The 22,381-nt window shown below is 51.4% G+C and carries 19 protein-coding genes and 1 pseudogene; 18 read left to right on the top strand and 2 right to left on the bottom strand.

Annotation, left to right across the window (positions count from 1 at the left end; all coding sequences use genetic code 11):
* The first annotated feature begins 5 nt into the window (after positions 1-5).
* The 4 genes from N0M98_RS07910 (at position 6) to N0M98_RS07895 (ending at position 5,544) form a co-directional block, all read left to right on the top strand.
* The gene (locus N0M98_RS07910) at positions 6-908 is read left to right on the top strand and encodes a carbohydrate ABC transporter permease (protein ID WP_259617556.1); all 903 of its coding nucleotides are present in this window, start codon (positions 6-8) and stop codon (positions 906-908) included.
* A 34-nt stretch (positions 909-942) separates the two neighbouring features.
* A complete protein-coding gene (locus N0M98_RS07905) occupies positions 943-1,821 on the top strand; it encodes a carbohydrate ABC transporter permease (RefSeq protein WP_259617488.1) in 879 nt (292 codons plus the stop codon).
* Positions 1,822-1,883: 62 nt separating this feature from the next.
* Complete coding sequence (locus tag N0M98_RS07900) at positions 1,884-4,043, top strand: heparinase II/III domain-containing protein (protein WP_259617487.1); 2,160 nt, start codon at positions 1,884-1,886, stop codon at positions 4,041-4,043.
* Positions 4,044-4,074: 31 nt separating this feature from the next.
* Positions 4,075-5,544 carry an arylsulfatase gene (locus N0M98_RS07895; protein WP_259617486.1) on the top strand — a complete coding sequence of 490 codons (1,470 nt, stop codon included), beginning with the start codon at positions 4,075-4,077 and terminating at the stop codon, positions 5,542-5,544.
* 307 nt (positions 5,545-5,851) lie between these two features.
* Here N0M98_RS07895 and N0M98_RS07890 read toward each other — a convergent pair whose 3' ends face one another.
* Positions 5,852-6,844, bottom strand: a complete 993-nt coding sequence (locus N0M98_RS07890; RefSeq protein WP_259617485.1) for a CobW family GTP-binding protein — start codon at positions 6,842-6,844, stop codon at positions 5,852-5,854.
* 167 nt (positions 6,845-7,011) lie between these two features.
* Here N0M98_RS07890 and N0M98_RS07885 point away from each other — a divergent pair, with 167 nt between their 5' ends.
* Together N0M98_RS07885 and N0M98_RS07880 are read left to right on the top strand one after the other, a co-directional pair.
* Positions 7,012-7,332, top strand: coding sequence for a Fur family transcriptional regulator (locus N0M98_RS07885; RefSeq protein ID WP_259617484.1), 321 nt, complete (start codon positions 7,012-7,014; stop codon positions 7,330-7,332).
* Between the two features lie 185 nt (positions 7,333-7,517).
* On the top strand, positions 7,518-8,216 hold the full coding sequence (locus N0M98_RS07880; RefSeq protein ID WP_259617483.1) for a methyltransferase domain-containing protein: 699 nt from the start codon (positions 7,518-7,520) through the stop codon (positions 8,214-8,216).
* Positions 8,217-8,309: 93 nt separating this feature from the next.
* Here the strand turns inward: N0M98_RS07880 and N0M98_RS07875 are convergent, their stop codons facing one another.
* Positions 8,310-8,894 (bottom strand): TetR/AcrR family transcriptional regulator, encoded by a 585-nt coding sequence (locus N0M98_RS07875; RefSeq protein WP_259617482.1) that lies wholly within the window; start codon positions 8,892-8,894, stop codon positions 8,310-8,312.
* A gap of 232 nt (positions 8,895-9,126) precedes the next feature.
* On the opposite strand from N0M98_RS07875, the gene N0M98_RS07870 reads away from it, so the two are divergent.
* The 12 genes and pseudogenes from N0M98_RS07870 (at position 9,127) to N0M98_RS07815 (ending at position 22,327) form a co-directional block, all read left to right on the top strand.
* On the top strand, positions 9,127-9,426 hold the full coding sequence (locus N0M98_RS07870; RefSeq protein WP_259617561.1) for a hypothetical protein: 300 nt from the start codon (positions 9,127-9,129) through the stop codon (positions 9,424-9,426).
* Positions 9,320-10,912, top strand: a complete 1,593-nt coding sequence (locus N0M98_RS07865; RefSeq protein ID WP_259617555.1) for a Na+/H+ antiporter — start codon at positions 9,320-9,322, stop codon at positions 10,910-10,912. Before N0M98_RS07870 ends, N0M98_RS07865 begins: the two co-directional genes overlap by 107 nt.
* A gap of 100 nt (positions 10,913-11,012) precedes the next feature.
* Positions 11,013-11,228: a hypothetical protein gene (locus tag N0M98_RS07860; RefSeq protein WP_259617481.1), complete on the top strand. Its 216-nt coding sequence runs from the start codon at positions 11,013-11,015 to the stop codon at positions 11,226-11,228.
* A gap of 469 nt (positions 11,229-11,697) precedes the next feature.
* Positions 11,698-12,102, top strand: a pseudogene (locus N0M98_RS07855) (HlyD family secretion protein); the annotation flags it as partial.
* Between the two features lie 17 nt (positions 12,103-12,119).
* Positions 12,120-13,436, top strand: coding sequence for an efflux RND transporter periplasmic adaptor subunit (locus N0M98_RS07850; RefSeq protein ID WP_249864819.1), 1,317 nt, complete (start codon positions 12,120-12,122; stop codon positions 13,434-13,436).
* A 12-nt stretch (positions 13,437-13,448) separates the two neighbouring features.
* Entirely contained in the window at positions 13,449-15,092 is a 1,644-nt protein-coding gene (locus tag N0M98_RS07845) for a DHA2 family efflux MFS transporter permease subunit (RefSeq protein ID WP_249864818.1), read from the top strand.
* A gap of 324 nt (positions 15,093-15,416) precedes the next feature.
* On the top strand, positions 15,417-16,268 hold the full coding sequence (locus N0M98_RS07840) for a helix-turn-helix transcriptional regulator (RefSeq protein WP_249864817.1): 852 nt from the start codon (positions 15,417-15,419) through the stop codon (positions 16,266-16,268).
* A gap of 62 nt (positions 16,269-16,330) precedes the next feature.
* Complete coding sequence (locus tag N0M98_RS07835; protein WP_259617480.1) at positions 16,331-17,332, top strand: ABC transporter substrate-binding protein; 1,002 nt, start codon at positions 16,331-16,333, stop codon at positions 17,330-17,332.
* 42 nt (positions 17,333-17,374) lie between these two features.
* Positions 17,375-18,436 (top strand): NAD(P)/FAD-dependent oxidoreductase, encoded by a 1,062-nt coding sequence (locus N0M98_RS07830; protein WP_259617479.1) that lies wholly within the window; start codon positions 17,375-17,377, stop codon positions 18,434-18,436.
* Between the two features lie 133 nt (positions 18,437-18,569).
* Entirely contained in the window at positions 18,570-18,737 is a 168-nt protein-coding gene (locus N0M98_RS07825; RefSeq protein WP_259617478.1) for a hypothetical protein, read from the top strand.
* A gap of 158 nt (positions 18,738-18,895) precedes the next feature.
* Entirely contained in the window at positions 18,896-20,689 is a 1,794-nt protein-coding gene (locus N0M98_RS07820) for a cache domain-containing sensor histidine kinase (protein WP_249864814.1), read from the top strand.
* A gap of 6 nt (positions 20,690-20,695) precedes the next feature.
* Positions 20,696-22,327, top strand: a complete 1,632-nt coding sequence (locus N0M98_RS07815; RefSeq protein ID WP_249864813.1) for a response regulator — start codon at positions 20,696-20,698, stop codon at positions 22,325-22,327.
* The last annotated feature ends 54 nt before the right edge of the window (positions 22,328-22,381 follow it).

Here is a 22,381-nt window from a genome sequence, read left to right as displayed (position 1 = left end):
TTCAAATGAGAAGATGGCGCGAGCAGCTTCCGGGTATCGGATTTACGCTGCCCAGTCTGCTGCTGACACTCGTATTCGGCGTCTACCCGATTTTTTGGGCGATGCGGTATATGTTCTACGATTACAAGGGCTATGGCCAAGAGCGGTTTGTCGGCCTGAGCAATTTCACTCAGCTGTTCCACGATCAGACCTATTGGGATTCCGTCGTTAACACCTTTATTTACGCGGGAGGCAAGCTCATTCTGACGCTTCCGTTATCGCTCATTCTGGCGGTTATTCTCAATCGGGGGCTGCGCGGGAAGCATCTGCTCCGGGCGATTTATTTTATGCCGACGATTGTGAGCACTTCCGTCATTTCGATCGTGTTTTTCATCATCTTTAATTCCTTCAACGGAATTCTGAACCAGTTCCTGCTACGCTTTCATATCATTGATAAAGCCATCGACTGGCTGGGGCCGGAACATGCTATGCTCAGCGTCATCATTATTGCCGTATGGGGCGCAGTGGGGAACTATATGCTCCTGTTCATCGCCGGGCTGCAAAATATTCCGAACGACGTCTACGAAAGCGCCTCTCTCGACGGGGCGAACGCCGTGCACAAGTTTTGGTACATTACGATTCCGATGCTCGGACCGGTGCTCCAAATGGTTGTTATGCTGGCGATCATCAACTCGCTGAAGGGCTACGAGAGCATTATGGTATTGACGGAGGGGGGGCCGATCGGCAAAACGGAAGTGATGTTTCTATACGTGTACAAGCAATTTTTCCCGATCGCGACGTCCGGCAGCTCGGTTGAACAGCAGATCGGCTACGGCAGCGCCGTCGGTTTCGTGACGGCCCTTATCGTCGGTGTGGTAACTCTGCTCTATTTCTACGCGTCAAAACGGATGAATAAGGTGTACGAATAAGCCGCCGTCCGCAAAACTTACAGGAGGTGTACCGATGACAACGGATGCCGTAAAGCTTCAGTCTGCCGATCCCGCGTGGTCGATTTTGTCCGCTGTGAAAAAATCGGCGCTGTGGATCTTTCTGCTGCTTGTCGCTTTGTTGACGCTATTTCCCGTCGTCATAGCTTTGTTAGGCTCTTTCAAATCGAACGCGGAGCTTACGGGAGGAGCGACGATTTTGCCGCAGGCGTGGCATTTTAACAACTACGCCGAGGTATGGCAGCAGGCGCATTTCTCCACCTATACGTGGAACAGCTTGTTTATCAGCAGCTTTGCGACGGTAGGCACCTTGCTTGTCGCCTCGATGGCGGCTTATGCGGTTGACCGGCTGCATTATGCAGGAAAAAGGTTTTATGTCGCGCTGCAGGCGGCGACGATGTTCGTTTCCATTGGCGCGGTCGTGCTTCGGCCGCAGTTCGAGCTGATGGTGAAGCTGCATATGCACACATCGCTTTGGGGTGTTATTATTATTTTGATTAGCGGCCATGCCTCCATCTTCTTTATTCTGCTCAGCTTCGTGAAGGCGATCCCCAGAGAGCTCGATGAAGCAGCGATGATCGACGGCTGCTCCAAGCTGTGGATATATACCCGCATTATATTCCCGTTGTTAAAGCCGGGTCTTGGCGTAGCGGCGCTATTTACTTTTCGGGGGGCCTGGAACGAATACATCCTGCCGCTCGTGTTCACGATGAGCCAGCCGAAGCTGCAGGTGCTGACCGTCGGCTTGGCGGGTCTTCGTTACGGCATCTCGGCGGCGGCGCAGACCCACTATATGATGGCGGGGGCTTGCTTGTCGATTTTACCGTTATTGATCGTGTATGTGCTTGCGAACAAGTCGTTTATGCAGGTGACCTCGGGTTCAGTCAAAGGCTGAGCAAGGCTGATCAGGAAGAGCAAAATAACCTATTACCTATTTCCGGAAAGAAGGAACCGACTATGAATGCCCTCCGGTTGAAGAAGCTGCTGCGCAATGCCTCTGATCCCGCCTATCGGCAGGCATGGGAGCAGCTGGCGGGCCGCGCCCGGGCCGCCCTGGCTGTCGAATATCCCATATCCGAGCAGGAGCGGGGAGATTGGGCGCATTATTACTATTGCAGCGACGACGGCACGCGGCTTCGCTTCGATTGGCGCCGCCCGGGGCTGCACGAGTGTCCGGTGTGCGCGAAGAAATGGAGCGGGGAGCCGTACGACGGGGCCTGGGTGACGCTCGCTCACTCGCAGCTGGGCAGCGGAATGAAGGACTTGGCGGTGTACGCTCTGGTCGCACAGGACCCTATGGCAGTGACACGGCTTCGCGAGGTTCTGCTCGCTTATGCCAAACACTATTCAGGCTACGAGGTTCACGGGAATATCCCCTACAACGGACCGGGAAAGCTGTTCGCCCAAACGCTCGACGAAGCGCACTGGATTATCGATCTGTGCTGCGCCTATCGGTTGATGGAAAGCCGTCTGACCAGCGAGGAAAAGCGCTCGATCCAAAGCGGCTTGCTGCGGCCCTGCGCTGCGTTTCTTACCAGCCGCAAGGAGCGTCAGCTGCATAATCATGCGATGCTGATCACTTCGGCGATCAGTATGCTCGGATTTCTCCTGGATGATGAGACGATCCATCGTTCGGGACTTGAGGGAGCCTATGGACTGCTCGATCAGCTGGAACGGGGAGTGTTAGACGACGGCCTGTGGTATGAAGGCAGCTTCCAATATCATTTCTACGGCTGCCATTCGCTGCTGCAATACTGTATTCTCGTCGAAGGCACGCAGTGGGATCTGCTTGATTTTCCCGTGCTTAAGCGCATGTTCGATTTGCCGTTAAGCTACATTTTGCCGGATGGCACGCTGCCGAATCTGAATGATGCGAGCTACGGGATGTCCGTTGCTTCGCTCGCGCCTTATTATGAAATGGCTTACGCGTGGTACAAGGACCCCAGATACGGCGAGCTGCTGCGCCTCGCTTACGGCAGGGGAATAGACCGGCCCGCAGGTCAAATGCAATTGGCAGCTTTCGATCCCGTCGAACGCGATTCGATGGAAGCGTTATGGTTCGGGGAGGAGCTTGACGGAGGGCCGGTTACCGGCGCTCTGACGAAGCTGATGCTCTCCGACTATACCTCGGCTATCAGCGGCTTGACCAAGCTGGTGAACCGCAGCGGCTGGCATCTGCTGGCGAAGCACAGCACTTTCGGCGGAGAGCACGACCATATGGATCGTCTGGGCTTGTCCTTCAGCGCCGGCAGCGTGCCGCTGTTCATCGACCCGGGTACGACCGCCTATGGCGTGCCGGCGCATTACGGCTGGTTCAAGCATACGTATTCGCATAATACGATCTGCTTGAACGGCAAGGATCAGCCGCCGGGCGACGGGCGGCTGCTGCAATACCGCCGGGAGCCGTGGGGGGCCTGGATTGAAGCTGCAATGGACTGGCACGGCGGCGGTTACCGGATGCAGGGCTCGATGATTTTGCCTCCGGAGATGTGCCCGTGGGATGAGCAGGCGTACTACGGCGTGAGTGTGCGAAGAGTTAACGCTTTAACCGATCGCCTGCTGCTGGATATTGTCAAAGCAACCGTCCCGGCGGAGCGGGAGATCGACCTGCTGTATCATATGAGCGGCGGCTTGGAGGATAACAGGCCATGGCAGTCTTGCGATGCCCCGCTAAGCGCTCTGTCGCAGGAATGGCTGCATGAGAAGCAGATCAAGCGGCATGAGAGCGCCGAATCGCTGGTCTGGAGAATGAAGGAAGGCCGGCTGCTGCAGGCAAGCTGGTGCTCCGAGCCTTCGGAGATGATGACGGCGCGCACGCCGGATAATCCGCCGAGCGGATCTCGGCAGACGCTGATTCATCGGGTACCGGGTTCAGCCGCAGCGGAGCGGGAGGTTTTGTTCATCCACGCCTTTGGCTACGAGGCTGACGGCGGAGCGCTCAGCATAAGCGGCGCGAGCGGCGAGTCGGGAGCGGTCGAGGCAGCTGAGGGGCTGAAGCTGGAAGTAACCTCCGGAGAGAAGGGGGAGCTGCTGCTTAGCCTCAGCCAGGCGAAGTTAAAGGAGACATGGAGCCTGGAGTGGATAGGTGACAAGGCGGCATTCACTTTCGTCCGTTAGCCGCTATCTTATTTTTTCCAAAGGAGCTTGTATGATGAAACCGAATCTATTGCTCATTTCCGTAGACCAGATGCGGGGCGACTGTCTCAGCATCTTGAACCATCCTGTCGTAGATACGCCGAATCTCGATCAGCTCGCCCGCGTTGGCGTTCTATTCCGCAGCGCGTATTCCGCGACACCCAGCTGCATCCCGGCCCGCGCGGCTATGCTCACGGGGATGAGCCAGCGCAGCCATGGCCGGATTGGCTACCAGGATCAAGTGCCATGGGATTATGAGCATACGCTCCCCTCGGTGCTCGCGGCATCCGGCTACCATACGCAGTGCGTCGGCAAGATGCATGTATACCCTGCCCGCAGCCTGTGCGGGTTCCACAACGTAGTCATGCATGACGGTTATTTGCACCATAACCGGATTCGCACGGCCAATACCGCAGCCGAGTTTTACGACAGCTGCGACGATTATTTGCCGTGGCTGAGGGAACGGGCGGGAGCGGATTGCGACCTTCTCGATCTGGGGCTGGACTGCAACGCCTCGACGGTAGCCCGTCCATGGCATTTGCCTGAGGCGCTGCATCCGACGAATTGGGTCGTGACCCAATCGATCGATTTCTTGCGGCGGCGCGATCCGCGCAAGCCGTTTTTCCTGAGCATGTCCTTCGTCCGGCCTCATCCGCCGTTCGATCCGCCGCAGGCATTTCTGGATATGTACGCTGATGCGGATTTCCCCTCGCCGGCAGTCGGGACGTGGGCGCAAGCGGATGACCCGGATCGGTGCGGTTTGAACCCGATTACGAATAAAGGCATCGTGCCGCGCCATAGGCTGAAGCGGGCGCAAGCCGCTTATTATGCGCTGATTACCCATATCGACCATCAGATCGGCCGGTTCCTGCAGGCGATGCTGGAACACGATGTGCTGCGAAACACAGTGATTTTGTTCACGTCGGATCATGGAGAAATGCTTGGAGACCATCACTTTTTCCGCAAAGCATTGCCTTACGAAGGAAGCGCGAAGGTGCCTTTCATTCTGGCCGATCCGGGCGGGAGCTTGAAGCTGAACCGGAATACAACGAACGATCAGGTCGTTGAGATCCGTGATATTATGCCGACATTGTTAGATGCAGCCGGTGCGGCGATTCCCGAGACGGTCGACGGTCAAAGCCTGCTGCCGCTGGCAAGGGGGGAGCGCGTCGATTGGCGTAATGCGATTCACGGCGAGCACGAATGTAAAGACATGTCGAACCATTACATGACAGACGGAGTACTTAAATATATTTGGTTTTCCCAGAGCGGGCGGGAGCAGCTGTTCGACTTAAGCCAAGATCCGCAGGAGCTGATTAATCTTGCGGACGATGAGCGGTACCGGACCAGCCTGGAGAACTGGCGCGAGCGGCTCGCAGCGCAACTGGCCGACCGTGAGGAGGGCTACAGCGACGGAAAACGTCTTAATGTTGGAAGGCCCGCGCAGACACTGTTGAAACAGGCGCTCGGCGCATCGTTGTAACCGGCCTCATAGAGGCCGGAGTTCCTCTTAAACCAGTGGAACCGTCGGTGCTTGGCAGCAACGAAAAAAAATCGGTTTCTCGCAGGCTCGGATTTGAACTTGGCGAGAAGCCGATTTTTAATTGTTTAGGAAATGAAGCGCAGCCATATCCTGTGGATATCCGTGGGCTCCCCCGAAAGGAAAGTCTACCCATAGAACGATCCCAGAGGAATGGTTAGACGCCGATCCAGCTTAGGCTGGATGCGGACGGAATAAGCTTCGGAGCATCACGTCACTTTTGGGGGATTTGTTCAGTTTACACAGGCTTTCATTGGGCGGCGCAGGCGGCAAACTGCTCTTTAAACCAGGCTTCATCCAGGCTGCGCCCGATGACTACGAATTCGCTGCGCTTTGCTTCTCCCTGCTTCCATTCCCGATCCACGGTGGAGTCGAACAGCATATGTATGCCTTGGAAAACGACCCGCTGTTTTACTCCTTTAATGTTTAACACTCCTTTATACCGGAACGTATCGACGCCATGCTCCGAGAGCCATACGCTCAAAAACTTTTCCAGCTTACCAAGATCAAGCGGTTGCTCTTCCTTCAATACGATAGACGTTACATCATCGTCATGTTCATGGTCTTCTTCTTCGAGGAAGCCCGGCTCAAGTTCAAGCTTTTTATGTAAATCAAAGGCGCCGATGCCGAGCACTTTATCGATGTCAATGTTCGAGCGCTCGGTCTGGTATATTTTGGCTGTCGGATTCATAACTCTAAGACGGCTTTCCAGCCTCTTCAGTTCCTCTTCCGAAACGAGATCCACCTTGTTGAGCAGCATAACGTCGGCGAAAGCGACTTGCTCCTGAGCTTCGTGGCCTTCATCCAGATGCTGGCCGGCATGGCGAGCGTCAACGACCGTGACGATGGCATCCAGACGGTAAAAATCGGCCATTTCTTCATCGACAAAAAAGGTCTGGGCGACGGGTGCGGGATCGGCAAGTCCCGTTGTTTCGATCAGAACGCGGTCGAATTCCGCTTTGCGATCGCCGCTGCCGCGTTTGGCAACCATAAGCTCACCCAAAATGCGAATCAAATCCCCGCGTACCGTGCAGCAAATGCAACCGTTGTTCATTTCAAAAATCTCTTCGTCTGCTCCGACGACAAGCTGGTTGTCGATGCCGACCTCGCCAAATTCATTGACGATGACGGCGATTTTTTGGCCATGTTCAGCGGTAAGCACATGATTGAGCAGAGTGGTTTTACCTGCGCCGAGGAATCCGGTCAATACGGTGACGGGTACGCGAATATCGGTGTCAGTCATTAATCTCACCCCTTAATTGTAATTATTACTAATATAAAGTATAGCTATTGCGAGCCAAGCTGTCAAATAACGACTAAAAGTAATCATTACTATTTACAAATCGTAATGATTACTATAAGATGTATTTGATTTGATACTTGCCTTGTGAACGGCAAGGAGGTGTATTTATGCCGAAACCTGCTAAGGGGAAAGCGCGGAGATCTTTGCAAGCTGCCGACCTGGACAGACTACATGCGATGATACAACGATTGTCGGCGTATGGGGCTCGTATTACCAAGCAGCGTAAACAGACATTGCTCGTTTTTCTGGAAGCACCCGGTTTTGTCTCGGCAATGGATGTCCACAACGATTTGTCCAAAATCTATCCGGGTATCAGTTACGATACCGTCTATAGAAATATCCGATTATTTAGGGAGCTGGGGTTGATTGAACAATTCGTTTACGACGACTGCGTCAAGTTCAAGATGAGCTGCATCCATGCCCAGTAAGAACATTATCATCTGATATGCGTGCATTGCGAGAAAATCATCTCCATGCATTTCGATCCGTCGAAGCTGACGGAACAACTTCCGGATCATTTTAGACCGCTGCAGTATAAATTTGATGTATATGGCTGCTGCTCATCGTGCAGCGACTCAGTGTGAACCCATGAACATAAAGGAGAGAACAGCCCATGCCAAACCAAGGTAAAATATTCTCGTTGATGCCTTCCGAGTATTGGATTCAAGCCTGGGAGCAAGCGGCAGAGGAAGACTCTCGCGTAGCCGTTGATGCAGAGGAAGAAAAGTACTGGTCTACTTATGCATCGGCATATGATAGCCGAAATCCGTTAGCCCCTTACGCCCAGGCTCTAATGAATACCGTCTACAGCTTGATCTCGCCTTCGGATCATCTGCTTGAGATCGGTCCTGGAACGGGAGGCTTTACCCAATTGCTTGCCCCTTATGTCGATGAGATTACACTTATTGAACCATCGCAGGCGATGTATACAGAGCTATGCGGCAGCTGGCCGAGCGAAGACGGGCCTATTCCTAAAGCGATCATTACGAAATGGGAGGATGCTCCTGAGCTTAAGACGGATATCGTATTTGGGGCCAACGCTTTTTACCGTATTCGCGATATGAAAGCAAGCTTGCTGAAAATAAACGAAACCGCAAGACGTCATGTATTTTTAATACAGTCTGTCGGCAGGCCATTTGCAGGACCGCTTCGAGTGAAAAAGGATGAGCATGTTACGGAACGGGAACGAGCGGAAGTGTTATCCGAGATTTTGCATGAGTTGAATATTGCGCATACCTATGCGACCTTTCCGACGCAGCGAAAAAACGGCATGATTCATGATATTGCCTTAATCCATTGGAGCAAACGATAGTGCAGAATATGGAAAAGACCGCATCATGAAAGCTGAGCATTCCGCATGGGCGAGTTTTGCTCTGCCCAGACGCCGGCTTTGTCTTCCTGCCTCTTATCTCGGTAACGTCCGCAATAAATAAAACTGTTTGGCAAGATAGAGCGGTGTATACGGCATGTCATTGCGCAGCCATGAAACGATCGTGCCAATTAAGGCGGAAGATCCGTACCAGATGGCAATATCTTGTTGAATACCATCCGTCGAACGGGAGCCTTCTTTTATGAGTTCTACTATTCTTGCGCTAACTAACTCCGCCAGCAGCTTTAACAGACGGTCTGTAAAGATCGGAATGCGTTTCAATGCAAGAACGGCTTTATAAAATTGGGCATGCTCTGCAATATGCTCAAGCAGATGAACCAGCACCGACAGCTCTTCTTCCGGAGAATTAGAGCTTGCCGGTGTTTTTTGCAAAACCCCTCTAATTTCCGAAATCATTTCATCCGCCATCTTTTCAAGCATATCGGGAATATCCCTATAATGCAGATAAAAGGTAACGCGGTTGATAGTAGCTCGTTCGGTGAGGCGATTGACCGATATTTTCTCGATATCCATTTCATGGAGTAATTCAATAAAGGCATCTCTAAGCAGTTGGCGTGTACGAAGTACACGAGGGTCTGTACGAGGAGGCGTCTTCTCCATCCGTTCTGTCCTTTCTTCATAGGATTAAAAACTTCAAATGATTTCCCGACCGTAGTATTTCTGAAAGATAAACTACAGAAACGACTTATTCTGTATTCTAATTTACATTTTTTCGTGATGTGTCGCTTGTAAATGTGGCTGTCTTCCCTATAATCAAATTTATATGCTGTTAATTATACAACAATGTGTGGATTAAGTCACGATCAGTCGGTATAATCCGAAGGATTGCTCTTTGAAGAGAATGGCCGCTTTAAGCCAGACCGGTTTGAATGCCGCGATGGATGGAAACAATGAAGAAGGCGCGCGAACAACCATTCCATTAAGTGCGCCGTCCGTCAAATCATCTAAGCAACGTGGAGGAGATTCTGCAATTGGAATTATTTGTTACAATACTCATTTTCCTTGCCTTGATCGGGATATCGAATGTGATAAATCATCTGTTTCCGTCCATTCCGGTTCCGCTGATTCAAATTGCCCTGGGAAGCGCAATAACGTTGGTTTCTCCGCATTTCAACTTTTATTTGGAGCCTGAACTTTTCTTCGTGTTATTTATCGCGCCCCTTCTATATAACGACGGAAAGCATACACCCAGAGGCGAGTTGTGGCGCCTTCGCACGCCAATTTTTTTACTTGCGGTCGGTCTCGTATTTGCCACCGTATTTGTCGTTGGCTATTGCATTCATTGGATGATTCCATCAATGCCGCTTCCGGTAGCGTTCGGGCTTGCTGCGATTTTATCTCCGACGGATGCAGTGGCTGTCGGTGCGTTGGCCGGACGAATCCGTTTGCCCAAAAGCTTACTGCATTTGTTGGAAGGCGAAGGCTTGATGAACGATGCCTCGGGCCTTGTCGCATTCAAATTCGCCATTGCTGCTGCCGTCACGGGCATTTTTTCATTAGCGAACGCCACAATGAGCTTCTTGGTCATTTTCATCGGCGGTCTTCTCGCCGGGGCCGTCACAGCTGTCGTTATAACCGGAATACGTTCGCTGCTCCGCCGTTCGGGTCTCGAGAACGAGACCTTGCATACGCTGATTCATATTCTGACTCCGTTCACACTCTTTTTAATAGCCGAAGAGCTCGGCTTATCCGGTATTCTTGCGGCCGTTGCCGGCGGTGTCGTGCATGCGATCGAACGGGATCATTCCCACAAAATCAAATCCCGTCCTGATGAGTCGGCCGATCATACTTGGTCGATTATCGCTTATTTGTTGAACGGTCTCGTGTTTATCGTGCTCGGCGTACAGCTCCCCGACGTATTTAGCGTTGTTTTCGAAAGCGCGGACTTTAATAATTTCGTAGTCATCGGATACGCTGTGGCGATCTATATTCTGCTCATATTGCTTCGTTTCGTATGGGTCTTCGCTTATTCACGCATGAAAAATCCGAATCAAACGAAAGTTTCTCTCAAATTATTAACGATGACCTCGCTGTCGGGCGTTCGCGGAGCAGTGACGCTTGCTGGCGCTATGACGATTCCGTTAACCATCGCGAGCGGCGATCCTTTCCCCGAACGAAGCCTGACCATATTTCTGGCTGCCTGCGTCATCGTGCTGTCTCTGCTGTCGGCAAGCATCTTTCTGCCGCTGTTGGCCAGAAATAAAACGGAGGACGGCGAGGAGGATATGGCCAAGCAGGAGCATGAAGGCCAGCTTAGAATGATGCGTTCCGCCATACTAGCGGTCCGTCATGCGACAACGGAAGAAAATGAAGGGGAGGCCGCGCTGGTCATCACTCAATATCATCGTTGGATTCGGCATGCACAATTCGATAAGCGCAAGTGCCGTAAGACAGGGTTGAGAATCAAAGCTATAGAAATCGAGCGCGATGTCATACGCCAGCTGCTCGATAGCGGTGTTATAAGTGAACGGCATGCTAGTTTGTCCTTATGGAACCTGAGCGAAATCGAACAGATCGAATCTGGGCGGGTTCAGCCTTGGCTCATCGTTCTGCGGCGGCTGATTAAGAGCATCGTCGGCTATATATCCGGAAAAAAAATTCCTTATATCGGCATCTGATTGGGAGGAACTGCGAAACATCAAACTTCGAACGTGCGACGCCGTCATTGAAACCTTTGAAAGCATCGGTTCCGCCTCTCCCGAGAGCGAAGCGGCGGATGTGATCCACCATTACCGATTTATCCGGGAGCAATTATCGGCACCCTATCAGGCTTCTCGCGGAAATGAGCAAACGAAACGAGATTTGCAGTGGATCGCCATTCAGGCGGAACGCAACGAAGTCCAATTGCTGTACGAGCGCAATCAAATTTCCCGGGAGGTCGCCAATGCGCTTAGGCGCAATATTCGTGCCCGGGAGACCGCGATTCTTGAATAATCCCTTAAAAAAAAGAGCGAACGTTCGTCGGGATCTACCCGGAACCTCGCTCTTTATTGCTGGGATGACGTTAATTCCCCGTATGATATTTGTGTAAAAATACAATTTTACAAAAAAATGTAGTATTTTTTGAAAGTAGGCTACGAATCAAAAGAGTGTGTCTATTATTTTACATAATGCCGTTATGTGTTGCTTGTCAATTCGGTTCTTCCTCCTGTAATCTATTTTAAGTGATGTTCATTATACAACAGTATGTAAATTAAATTTGCAATCAACTTGGTTTGAACAGCGAGGTGAACCTGACGTTTCTTCAGAGTGCGTTTGCGCATTTATATTTCGTATGCGAAATAATTGTGAAACACCGGAATCATTCGGAACTTATTAGAGAAGAAGGATGAGGAGAAATCATGAAGAGGAAGCAAGCTTTGTATACTATCCTAGCGGTTGCGGTGATTGTTGCTGCCGGGGGTTGGATCAGGCCGCGCTTCGTTCGCCTATTGACGGAACGGTGATCAAGACGATGGCCAAAACGGGTGAGGTGGTTTCACCCGGCACGACAGTGGCCATGATTGTCGACAAAACGAAGCTATACGTTTCCGCTAACATTGAAGAAGGAGATCTCAATCGCCTCAAGCTTGGCCAAACGGTCGATTTTACGGTCGACACCTTCCCGGGGAACACGCTGCACGGCAAATTAATGGAGATCGGCGAAGCGACGGCCTCAGCCGTTTCGTTAGCTCCGGCTTCCGGTTCAAGCGGCAATTTCACCAAGGTAACGCAGCGCATACCGATCAAAATTTCCATCGATGACCAAGCAGGACTCGCGATCATTCCGGGCATGAATACTACGATCAAAATTCGTTTGAAAGGCTAAGGGGAGGGGACATAACCATGAGAAAAAAACAGACGGCATGGCTCCGGGCGATCCTTTCATTAGCCGTTGTTTTTGCTTTGCCCGGATGCGGAGTAGCCGACAACACGGCAGGCGCAGCGCAAGTTATTTCGGTTCAAGCAGTCAAGCTGGGACAAAGCGTCGATTACGGTCTGAGCGGTAAAATTATTCCGGATCAGGAGAATAAGATCGTAGCTAAAACGAGCGGCAAAGTCGCTGAGGTAAAAGTGGACGAAGGGGCTGTCGTGAAGAAGGGGGATCTGCTGATCCAATTGGAAACCGACGATCTGATCTCGCAGGCGAAGCAGGCCGAAGCGGGGCTGGTCGCTTCCAAGGCGAAGCTCGCTGACACTCAGGCCGGCGCCCGCAGTCAGGAGATTGCAGGCCTCGAGAGCGCGGTTCAAAGCGCCGAAGCCTCCTTAAACCAGGTGAACGCTGCCGTAGAGCAGGCCAAATCCGGCGTGGACCTGGCGCAGAAGACATACAACCGTCTGAGAAATAAGTATGATAGTACGTCTACCGTAACCAAAGAGGATATGGATAAAGGCACATACGAATATGAGAAAGCCAAGGCGGCCTACGATCAGAGTTCGGCCCAGCAGAAGGCGGCGGAAGCCCAGGTAGCTGCGGCACGGTCCAAGCTGGATCTGGCCAAGAGCGGAGCCACCGCCAATACGATCGAAGCGCTGCAGGCCGATGTGGAACGGCTTGCAGCGAGTTTGGAGTTGTCTAACCATGTTCTTGCCGATGCATCCGTCATCTCACCGATCGACGGCATCGTGTCACAACGGAACATCCAGCCGGGCGAGATGGCGCAGGCTGGAACGATGCTGTTAACCATCGTGAAGATGGACCCGGTTCAAGTAGAGCTTAGCGTGCCGGAGGCGCAAATCGGCAAGATGAAGGCTGGCTCTGATGTTGAAGTGAGAGTTCTCCATTTGCCGGACAAAACGTTCGCGGGAAAAATTTCTTTCGTAAGTCCGGTTTCCAACGAGAACAGCACGACGTTCCCGGTCAAAGTGACGATCGGCAATCCGGACGGCTTACTGCTGGCGGGGATGCTTGCAGAGGTATACCTGAAAGATTATGCCCAGAACGGGCTGGAAGTACCGAAAAGCGCACTGATTCAAAAAGATAATAAAACCTTTGTTTTCACAATCCAGGACGGTACGGCGAAACTGATTGAAGTCGCGACAACGGACAAAAGCGCGGACTGGGTCTATGTGATGGACAATCCGAATTTGAAAGGCAGTGTACAAATCGTCCTTAATCCATCGGAGCAGTTATTGGACGGCAGTAAGGTGACGATAGAATAGGGGGCGTTTCACATGGCTGACCAGTCTCAATCTACAGCAGCGGTTCCTCCGCTCGAACATAAGGAGGAGTCCAATTTTTGGCTGCCTCTGATTGCTATCATTTTGGCTACCTTCGTATCGGTATTAAGCAGCAGCTTGGTGAACGTTGCGCTTCCCAAGCTGTCTACCGTATTCGGAGTGCCGACAACAACGATTCAATGGGTTGTCACCGGCTTCATGCTGGCGTCCGCGGTCGTTATTCCCGCAAGCGGCTTTTTGTCCGCCCGATTCGGCAGCAAGCAGGTGCTCCTTCTTTCCGTAATCGGCTTTACGGTAGGCTCCTTATTGTGCGGCCTCGCGTGGAATGATTCAAGCCTGATTGCGTTTCGCATTTTTCAAGGGTTAACGGGCGGCTTCATAATGCCTATCGGAATGGCTGTTATCTATACGATTGTACCGCGCCAGCAAATCGGTCTGGCGATGGGGATTTGGGGGGTAGCGGCGATGGTGGCGCCGGCACTAGGTCCTACGCTCGGCGGCTTCTTAATCCAGTATTACAGCTGGAGAACGCTGTTCTTTCTGAATGTGCCGGTTGGCATCGTTGCAGCCGCAGCCAGTTATTTCTTTTTAAAAGACGGCGTGAAACAGACCAACCTGAAGTTTGATACACTCGGGGCCGTTATGTCCGTTATTTTTTTCGGATCGCTGCTGCTCGCCCTGAGTAAAGGGCAGACGGAAGGCTGGACTTCGCTGTATATCGTCACGCTGTTTTTCATCTCGGCGGTAAGCTTTGCGCTGCTGCTGTGGGCGGAATTAACCGCGGAGGCGCCGCTTCTTAATTTGAAGGTGTTCAAAAACCTTCGGTTTAGCGCAAGTACGTTAACTGCGGGGCTAATCACGATGGCCATGATGGGCGGCACGTTCATGATGCCGATCTATTTGCAGAACGTGCAATCCATGACAGCACTGGATTCCGGTATTTTACTGCTTCCGCAGTCGGTAGTCATGGCACTGATGATGCCGATCAGCGGGAAGCTTCAGGAGAAAATCGGCGTTCTCCCGCTGGGCGTTGTCGGGCTGCTTATCCTCGGCGTAACGACGTATGAGCTTGGCATGCTCACGGCGGATACGTCGCATCTGTGGATCAATGTCATCCTGACGATTCGCGGCTTCGGTATCGGGCTATGCATGATGCCAATCTCGACGGTTGGGATGAGCAGTGTGCCCAAAGAACTGATCAATGATGCGTCGCCGCTCTCTAACGTAACCCGCCAAGTGATGAGCTCGATGGGGATCGCTATCTTGACCACCCTCATGAATTCGCGGCAATATCTTCATTATTATCGCATAACGGAAAATGTGCCCAGCTATTCGGATACTGCGGCCTCCTTCATCTCGGCTTTATCCGGGGTTCTGGCGCAGGGCGGCGTCGATTCCGCGACGAGCAGCAGTACGGCGATCGGCTATTTGGCCGGCATTATGCAGAAGGAAGCTCTGGTTCGCGGCATTGCGGATACGTTCTACATTTCGGCGATTCCGGCATTTATTTGCATTCCTCTTGTCTTTTTGTTGAGAGAAAAGAAGAAAGCGAAGGAGCAGTCTTCTTCCGAAGTGTCTGAACCAGCATCTGCCTCTGCAGGCGCCGACATGAATACGGCAGCGCCTATCAAAGCGTAAGTATAAGAAGCTCATGCGCGTATTGCGCAAATGGCTTGCTCGATTCGGGTTTGTATCCGGTAAACTCGGCAAGGGCGGATAGCGGAATATCTTCATAGAGGCGGCTAAAAAGATAGTCTAAGCACAGCTTGACGGGCTTCGAGTACATCTTAGTTCTTTAACCCGCTATAAAATCATACATCCTTTAAAATCGGTCCTTTACGTTGGGGCCGGTTTTTTGTTTGAATCAATTGATATTGATTATCAATATCGATAAGAGTATGATTAAAGTGTGTGATTTATCGACGCGATTACTCATTAAGGAGCAAGTGGGAGCGGTGTACAATGAAAATCGACATTAACAAGCTCGCCGAGCATTTTGCTCATACCTCGTTTCGGGTAGAGCAAGTCAGCCTGTACGGGCATGATCCGGGAAGGCGCGGCGACGGCTATACCGAAGCTTTTCCCGGTTTTGTATTTCCATTAAGAGGGAAGGCGGAATTTGTGTTTGGCGGTACGCCTTATATATTAGCGCCGGGAGTTGTGGTTCATGGCGGAGCGAATATGAAATTGGATAGAAAGGTGATCGGCAATACCCGCTGGGAGTACCTGCTTGTACACTATCGCATCTGCGCTCCCGAGCCGACAGGCTTTTCTCTGCTCAAATCGCATTTCCAGCTTGCACCGGGCCAAAGCCCCCGCCTGACGGAGCTGCTTAAGCTTCTGTGGCGATTGTCCCGCCAGCCGGGAGGCGTTACGGCATTTCAGACGGAGACGATATTCCGCTGCGTACTGGAGGAGATATTCGTTTGCGTCCGCAACCAAAGCAGCGACGGTGAACAAGCGCTATTTGAGCAAATCTCGAATTATATCCATGAGCATTATATGGACGCGCTGACCGTGCGAGCATTAGCGGAACAAAACGATATCAATGAAAACAGGCTGTTTTATGTGTTTAAGAAGTACGCGGGTATGGGACCGGGCAATTACTTGATGGCCTATCGTCTGAACCAAGCCAAGGATGGCCTGCTGGCTACCGACGCGCCGATCGGCGAGGTGGCCAACAGCGTCGGTTATGCCGACGCCTTATATTTCAGCCGTTTGTTTAAAAAGCAGTTCGGCGTCTCCCCCGGTGAGTTCAGGAGTCATTTCAGGAATAATCCATATGGATTTCAGGATGGCTCCATTCACATCTAAAATCGGTTTTGCTAAACTGGCCATTAACAAGGCAAAACAAAGTTGTCATCGGAGGAGTTAGCATGAAACGATTTATGGGACTGTTGGTCTCCATTGTATTTTTGGTAAGTATATTAGCCGGCTGTGCCGGGACGTCCAATTCCGGCACAGCCGGATCACCGAATACGGCAGCGCCTGCATCGGAGACTGACAAGTCCGGAACCAGCGGGCAGGAAGCGGCTAAATGGCCGAGAACTTATGTGGATGCGCTTGGCCGCGAGGTCGTGCTAGAGAAGAAACCCGAGAAGGTCGCCCTCTTGTTTTTCCGTAATTTCGAGCATCTGTTTTTACTTGGCGAATCCCCTGTAGCCGCTACGGACATCAATGTGCTCAGCGAGTGGGAATCTTTGGCCCCGTACAAAAACAATGCGATTGAGGATCTCGGTTCGATAGCCAGCCCCAATATAGAGAAATTGCTGGCGGTTGACCCGGATTTGATTATCGCGGTCTCAAACCGGTATGAGAGCTACGGCGGCAAGCTGGATCAAATCGCCCCGGTCATTACCGTCGACAGCAACGAAAACAACTGGCAGGGCGCGCTGCGGGAATACGGAAAAATTTTCGGCAAAGAACAGAAGGCAGAAGATGAAATCGCGCGGATTGAAGCTTTCGTTGCGCAATCGAGAGAGCGGCTCACAGCATACAACGACAAAACGTTTGGCGTAACGATGCTGGGAGATAAGCAATATTGGGCCTTTACCACTCAATTCGTGTTCAATAAGGACAGCGGGCTTGGCTTGAATCCTCCGAGCCAATATGTCGATATGTCCAAAAAAGGAGAACAGATTTCTCTGGAAGGACTGGCGACCATGAATCCCGATTACATGTTTGTCGCCGATCTGGGAGGATCTTCCCAGAAATTAAAGGGATATTTGAAAAACTTGGAGAGCGATTCTGTATGGAATTCGCTTCATGCCGTCAAGAACAAGCATATGTATCCTTTGGACAGCTCGATTGCAGCAGGAGGACCGCTGGGAATCGAACTCGGGGTCAAGACGATTGTTAACAATGTATTATCTCAATAAGGATACGAAACCATGGTGCGCAGCAAAGGAGAGATCCAGATCATGAAGCACGAGGAATTATACGACGTTACGATCATCGGCGGAGGACCGGCCGGTTTGTTTGCAGCGTTTTACAGCGGTTTACGGGAAATGAAAACCAAGCTGATCGAGTATCAGCCGGTACTGGGCGGCAAAGTTCATGTATATCCGGAAAAAATGATTTGGGACGTTGGCGGCCTTACCCCCATCCTTGGCGAAAAATTAATCGAACAGATGGTGGAACAAGGATTAACGTTTCATCCGACCGTCGTATTGAATCAGAAAGTGGAATCGATTGAGCGCGATGATTCCGGCTTATTCAAGCTGCGGGCCGCATCGGGAGAAGAGCATTATACCAAAACGGTCATCGTAGCGATCGGCGGAGGCATTCTGGAGCCTCAAAGAATTGACCTGGAAGGCGCCGAGAAGTTCGAGGTGTCGAACCTCCATTATGTCGTCAAATCGCTTATGCGGTTCAAGGATAAAACGGTGATCATCTCCGGCGGAGGAAATTCGGCGGTGGATTGGGCGAACGAGCTTGAGCCCATCGCCCGTCAAGTGTATTTGACGTATCGAAAAGACGTTTTGTCCGGACATGAAGCCCAAGTGAAGCAGCTGCTGAACAGCTCTGTGAAATGTTTCTTCCACACTACGATAACGAAGCTGATGGCCCATCCCAATCACGAGAAGATTGAAAAAGTCGAGCTGACCAATCATCTAACGGGCGAGGTAGACGAACTGGCGATTGACGAAGTGATTATCAATCATGGTTACGAACGAGACCGCTCCTTATTGGAGAACAGCAAAGTAGATCTTAAGCTGATCGACGGGCATTATATTGACGGTCAGGACCCCAGCGGCTCCTCCGTGCCGGGCATTTATGCGGCGGGTGATATTCTGAAATACGATAAGAAGCTGCACTTGATTGCAGGGGCATTTCAAGATGCGGCGAATGCGGTAAACCAGGCTAAGCTGTATTTGCAGCCTGAAGCGCATCAGAGCGGAACCGTATCTTCGCATAATGATATTTTCAACAGCCGCAATCGGGAGTTAATTCATCAGATGATGGTCAAGAACCAGCTTTGATAAACGTGTAATCCCCGCGGCGATAGGCTGTGTGGAACGGCAGCCCGCGTTAAGGAAACGGTAGAAATAAATAAGTAAAAGCATTAGACGGCTTCGGTCCTGTATTCCATGGGACTGGGGCCGTTTTCTTGCGATGACACTTTCGGTTAGCCAGATTGCGATTGCGACCGGAATTGCCGGGGGTGCCCCCGCTTTTTTTCTTGAACAGCCGATGGAAAAATTTCAGATCGGCATAGCCGGCGGCGGAGGCGATCTCCGCTACTCTGCGGCAGCCGATAAGGAGCCGGCAGGCGTAGCGTAGCGATCTGCAGCCGGTGCCGGTACAAGCTCGTCAAAATCTGCACAACGACAGCAGCGAGCACGGCATGTGAAAACATTACATTATTGCAGACTTCATTCTGTATATTACTTACCTTATAATGAAAGGGGCAAAGAAAAATTCAACCAAGGGAGACACGAATGGGATTGATTCGGCGGATTTTAACCACATTTCAAAATTACAGCTTGCAGCGTAAAGTATTCCTTACTACATCAATCGTCGTCTGTTTGGCGGTTCCGCTAACGGGAGCATTCTCTTATAATGAAGCTTCCCGAATATTGCAGGACTACGCCTATAACGCGGCCGACCAAACGGTAAATCAACTGAGTGGCTACATGGGCAATGAAATGAAGAATGTCAGCGACCGGATGTACCTGATCAATTCCAGCGAAGCGATGAAGCTGGCGATGAGCTGGAGCCTGAATAAAACGAATGAACCTTATACGAAGGTTTTCAATACGATGTTCTCGTTGTTTTCACAAATGCGGACCAACTCGACTTCGATTAAGGCGATCTATATGAATACGCCGAGGGGAGATTTTTTCGAAGGGCCCTTTGAGAAGAAAAATATCCCCTTTAGCGAGACGCCTTATTATGCCGCAATCGTCAACTCACCGAAAAACGTGTGGGTGCACAGCCAAAGTGATCCGTTATTCGGCGGTCAAGGGGATGTCATCAGCCTGCTCACAAGGCCGGCGGCGGATATGAGTTACCTGGATCAAGATAGCTACCTGGTGATGACGCTATCGACGGAAAAATTCGTCAATAATTTGAAGAGCATTCACCTTGTTCCGCAAGGCTTTTCACTCATTTTGGACGAGCTCGGCAAGCCTCTGCTGATGTCCGAGGAATCTTCGGCTGTGGCGGAATTTATTCAAAATTCAGCGCTCGCCCGTTTGAAGGATGCGCCGTCCCATTTTGAAATGGATATCAACAAGGAAACGGTCCTAGTCAACCATTCGGAAATCCCGTTTACGCAGTGGCGGGCTGTCGTCGTCCAGCCGAAGGATACTCTGCTCAGGAAGGTCGAGTTCATCAAGTATTTCACGATTTTGATGACCGTTTTTTTATTGATCGTTTCGTTCCTTGTAAACAATTGGATTGCCAAATGGGTAACCAATCGGTTGCGTAAGCTGATGATGCTGATGAATAAGGTCAAGCTGGGTGATCTCAACGTGCGCTTCTCTTCCGCTTACCGGGACGATATCGGCGAGCTCGGTAACCGGTTTGACGAGATGCTGGAGCGTATTCAAGGCCTGCTGAGGCAAATTCTCGAGGAAGGGAAGGCCAAGCGCCAAGCGGAGATGCGAGCGCTTCAGGCGCAGATCAATCCGCATTTTCTATACAATACGCTGGATGAGCTGTATTGGAAGTCGCTTGAGTTCGAGGACCCTGCAGCTCCTGAGATCATATTGTCTTTATCGCGTTTTTTTCGACTCAGCCTCAACAAGGGCAAAGAGGAAACGACCATCGCCAGTGAAATGGAGCATGTGGAGCATTATTTGAAGCTGGTGAATCACCAGTACAAGAGGCAGTTCACTTATGACATCGAAGCGGACCCGCGCGCTCAACACGTTCTGGTGCCCAAAATCATCATGCAGCCGCTCGTCGAAAATTGCGTCCTGCATGCATTTAAGGCCAACGAATATAAAGACTTCCATATCCATGTGTCCTGCAGGGTCATGGAGTCGGGCACGGTCATTTTGCAGGTCAAAGATAACGGCTGTGGCATTCCGCCTGAGCGTATCAAAGATTTTAATGAATCAGTTCAGCATGCCGATGACTCTGTCTCCGTTCAAAGCGGAGGGTATGCGATCGCTAACATTAAGGAACGGCTGTTGTATTTTTTCGGAGACCGGGCTTGTCTGCGCGCCAAAAGCAGCCTGGGAGCAGGTACAGTCATGGAAATTCAAATTTTTTGCGTCAAGGAGTGATCAACGATGAATGTAATGCTGGTGGATGATAAAGAGAGCGTGGTACTGGGGATTCGTAAGCACGTGCCCTGGGGGGAGCTAGGCGTCGACCGAGTGGAGATCGCCTTGGACGGGGTGGAGGCTTTGGACAAGTATGCTTCCTTTCCAGCCGATCTGGTGATCACCGACATCAAGATGCCGAATATGAACGGCATCGAGCTCATGAGCCGGCTGCAAACGGAGCAGCGACAGATCCGGTTTATCGTGTTGAGCGGCTATGACGAATTCGATTACGCCAAGCAGGCGATTTCACTCGGCGCATCCGAATATGTGCTGAAACCGGTCGATATTAAAGAGCTGACGACGATCATCGAAAAGGAGCTTTCCGCCATTCGCAAGCAGCTTGAGATGGAAGAGCAGCGCAAGCAGTTTCAGCGGAAAGTGCAAGTGAGCCTCCCGGCCATGCGGCAGCAATATTTGACGGAAATGGTTCTATTCCGGGATCATCAGCCTTTGCGGCTGCAGGACAAGTGGAATTTCGCGGAAATACCCGTGAAGCCGGCGCACTTCGGGCTGCTTGTTTTTTCGATCGACCGGTTCGCCGAGATTTCCCAACAGCCCGTTCAGGAAGTGGAGCTGACGCGGTTTATCGTCGAAAATATCATCCGTGATTGCCTGGTCTCGTGGGGGAACGGCGTCGCGTTTTATTCCGAATGGGGACGGCACACCTTGCTCGTCAATTACGATCCGGGCAAATCAGAGAAGGAAGTAAAGCTACAATTGCTGCAATTTGCCGAATACTGCAGAACATCCATTGAACAAAACTCCAAAATTACCGTCACTGTGGGGCAAAGCTCCCTTTGTCCGGAGCTGAAGGATCTGCCGGATGCTTACCGGCAGGCGTGCGAAGCCATCGAGCATATGTCGTTCTTCGACATGAATCAGGTTATTCACTACGAAGATCTGTCACGCTACCGTCTCCGGGGGCGCGAATACCCGATGCACGCGGAGAACGAGTTGATGAGCGTCGTCCGAAGAGGACAAACGGAACTTATTCCGCAAGCTGTGGATGTTTTTTTCACGAGCCTGCACAGCAGCGAATGCACTCCGCAGGAAACCCGTCTTTCCTGCATTCAACTGGCTGCGGTATTGTACCGTCAGATGTTGGAAATGGATATCGAGGGCGGACTGTCCGACGATTTCAGCAGAACGTGGCCTGGAACGTTCGAGGACACAAGCTTGGCGGATCTGCGCAGCCGGGTCTTCGAGCTCTGTATGGCCTCTGCGCAGCAGGTGAAATTGTGGATTCAGAATGGAACGAAAAACATCACCGAGCAGGTTAAGCAGTACGTCGAGGAGCACCTGCTGCAAACGATTACGCTGCCCGCTGTAGCCGATCATGTCGGTGTAAGCCCCAACTACCTGAGCAGCTTGTTTAAAAAAGAAACCGGGATCACCTTCGTGGAATTTATTACAGACAGAAAGCTGGCGCAAGCGAAGCAATGGCTCGCCGATCCGCATATCCCCATCTATGAAGTGGCGGAACGACTCAGGTATCACGACCGACGATATTTTCGTGAAATATTCAAGAAAAAAACCGGAATGACGCCATCCGGATACCGGGATCATCTGCTTGGAACGGTAACTCTCGACGAATGACGGCAGCGTAAAATCTCCCCCCTCCTGATGAAAATTGCCTCCCTAGTGGAATCG

It is taken from the genome of Paenibacillus doosanensis, from assembly GCF_025060755.1.
Classification (GTDB): domain Bacteria; phylum Bacillota; class Bacilli; order Paenibacillales; family NBRC-103111; genus Paenibacillus_S; species Paenibacillus_S doosanensis.
This window is presented reverse-complemented; position numbering and strand designations above follow the sequence as displayed.

What these genes read in the sequence shown, in the direction of transcription:
- N0M98_RS07900 (WP_259617487.1), top strand. Translation starts at nt 1,884, where the DNA reads ATGAATGCCCTCCGGTTGAAGAAGCTGCTGCGCAATGCCTCTGATCCC.
- N0M98_RS07840 (WP_249864817.1), top strand. Translation starts at nt 15,417, where the DNA reads ATGAAAATCGACATTAACAAGCTCGCCGAGCATTTTGCTCATACCTCG.
- N0M98_RS07910 (WP_259617556.1), top strand. Translation starts at nt 6, where the DNA reads ATGAGAAGATGGCGCGAGCAGCTTCCGGGTATCGGATTTACGCTGCCC.
- N0M98_RS07880 (WP_259617483.1), top strand. Translation starts at nt 7,518, where the DNA reads ATGCCAAACCAAGGTAAAATATTCTCGTTGATGCCTTCCGAGTATTGG.
- N0M98_RS07820 (WP_249864814.1), top strand. Translation starts at nt 18,896, where the DNA reads ATGGGATTGATTCGGCGGATTTTAACCACATTTCAAAATTACAGCTTG.
- N0M98_RS07825 (WP_259617478.1), top strand. Translation starts at nt 18,570, where the DNA reads ATGACACTTTCGGTTAGCCAGATTGCGATTGCGACCGGAATTGCCGGG.
- N0M98_RS07815 (WP_249864813.1), top strand. Translation starts at nt 20,696, where the DNA reads ATGAATGTAATGCTGGTGGATGATAAAGAGAGCGTGGTACTGGGGATT.
- N0M98_RS07845 (WP_249864818.1), top strand. Translation starts at nt 13,449, where the DNA reads ATGGCTGACCAGTCTCAATCTACAGCAGCGGTTCCTCCGCTCGAACAT.
- N0M98_RS07850 (WP_249864819.1), top strand. Translation starts at nt 12,120, where the DNA reads ATGAGAAAAAAACAGACGGCATGGCTCCGGGCGATCCTTTCATTAGCC.
- N0M98_RS07835 (WP_259617480.1), top strand. Translation starts at nt 16,331, where the DNA reads ATGAAACGATTTATGGGACTGTTGGTCTCCATTGTATTTTTGGTAAGT.
- N0M98_RS07905 (WP_259617488.1), top strand. Translation starts at nt 943, where the DNA reads ATGACAACGGATGCCGTAAAGCTTCAGTCTGCCGATCCCGCGTGGTCG.
- N0M98_RS07895 (WP_259617486.1), top strand. Translation starts at nt 4,075, where the DNA reads ATGATGAAACCGAATCTATTGCTCATTTCCGTAGACCAGATGCGGGGC.
- N0M98_RS07885 (WP_259617484.1), top strand. Translation starts at nt 7,012, where the DNA reads ATGCCGAAACCTGCTAAGGGGAAAGCGCGGAGATCTTTGCAAGCTGCC.
- N0M98_RS07890 (WP_259617485.1), bottom strand. Translation starts at nt 6,844, where the DNA reads ATGACTGACACCGATATTCGCGTACCCGTCACCGTATTGACCGGATTC.
- N0M98_RS07830 (WP_259617479.1), top strand. Translation starts at nt 17,375, where the DNA reads ATGAAGCACGAGGAATTATACGACGTTACGATCATCGGCGGAGGACCG.
- N0M98_RS07875 (WP_259617482.1), bottom strand. Translation starts at nt 8,894, where the DNA reads ATGGAGAAGACGCCTCCTCGTACAGACCCTCGTGTACTTCGTACACGC.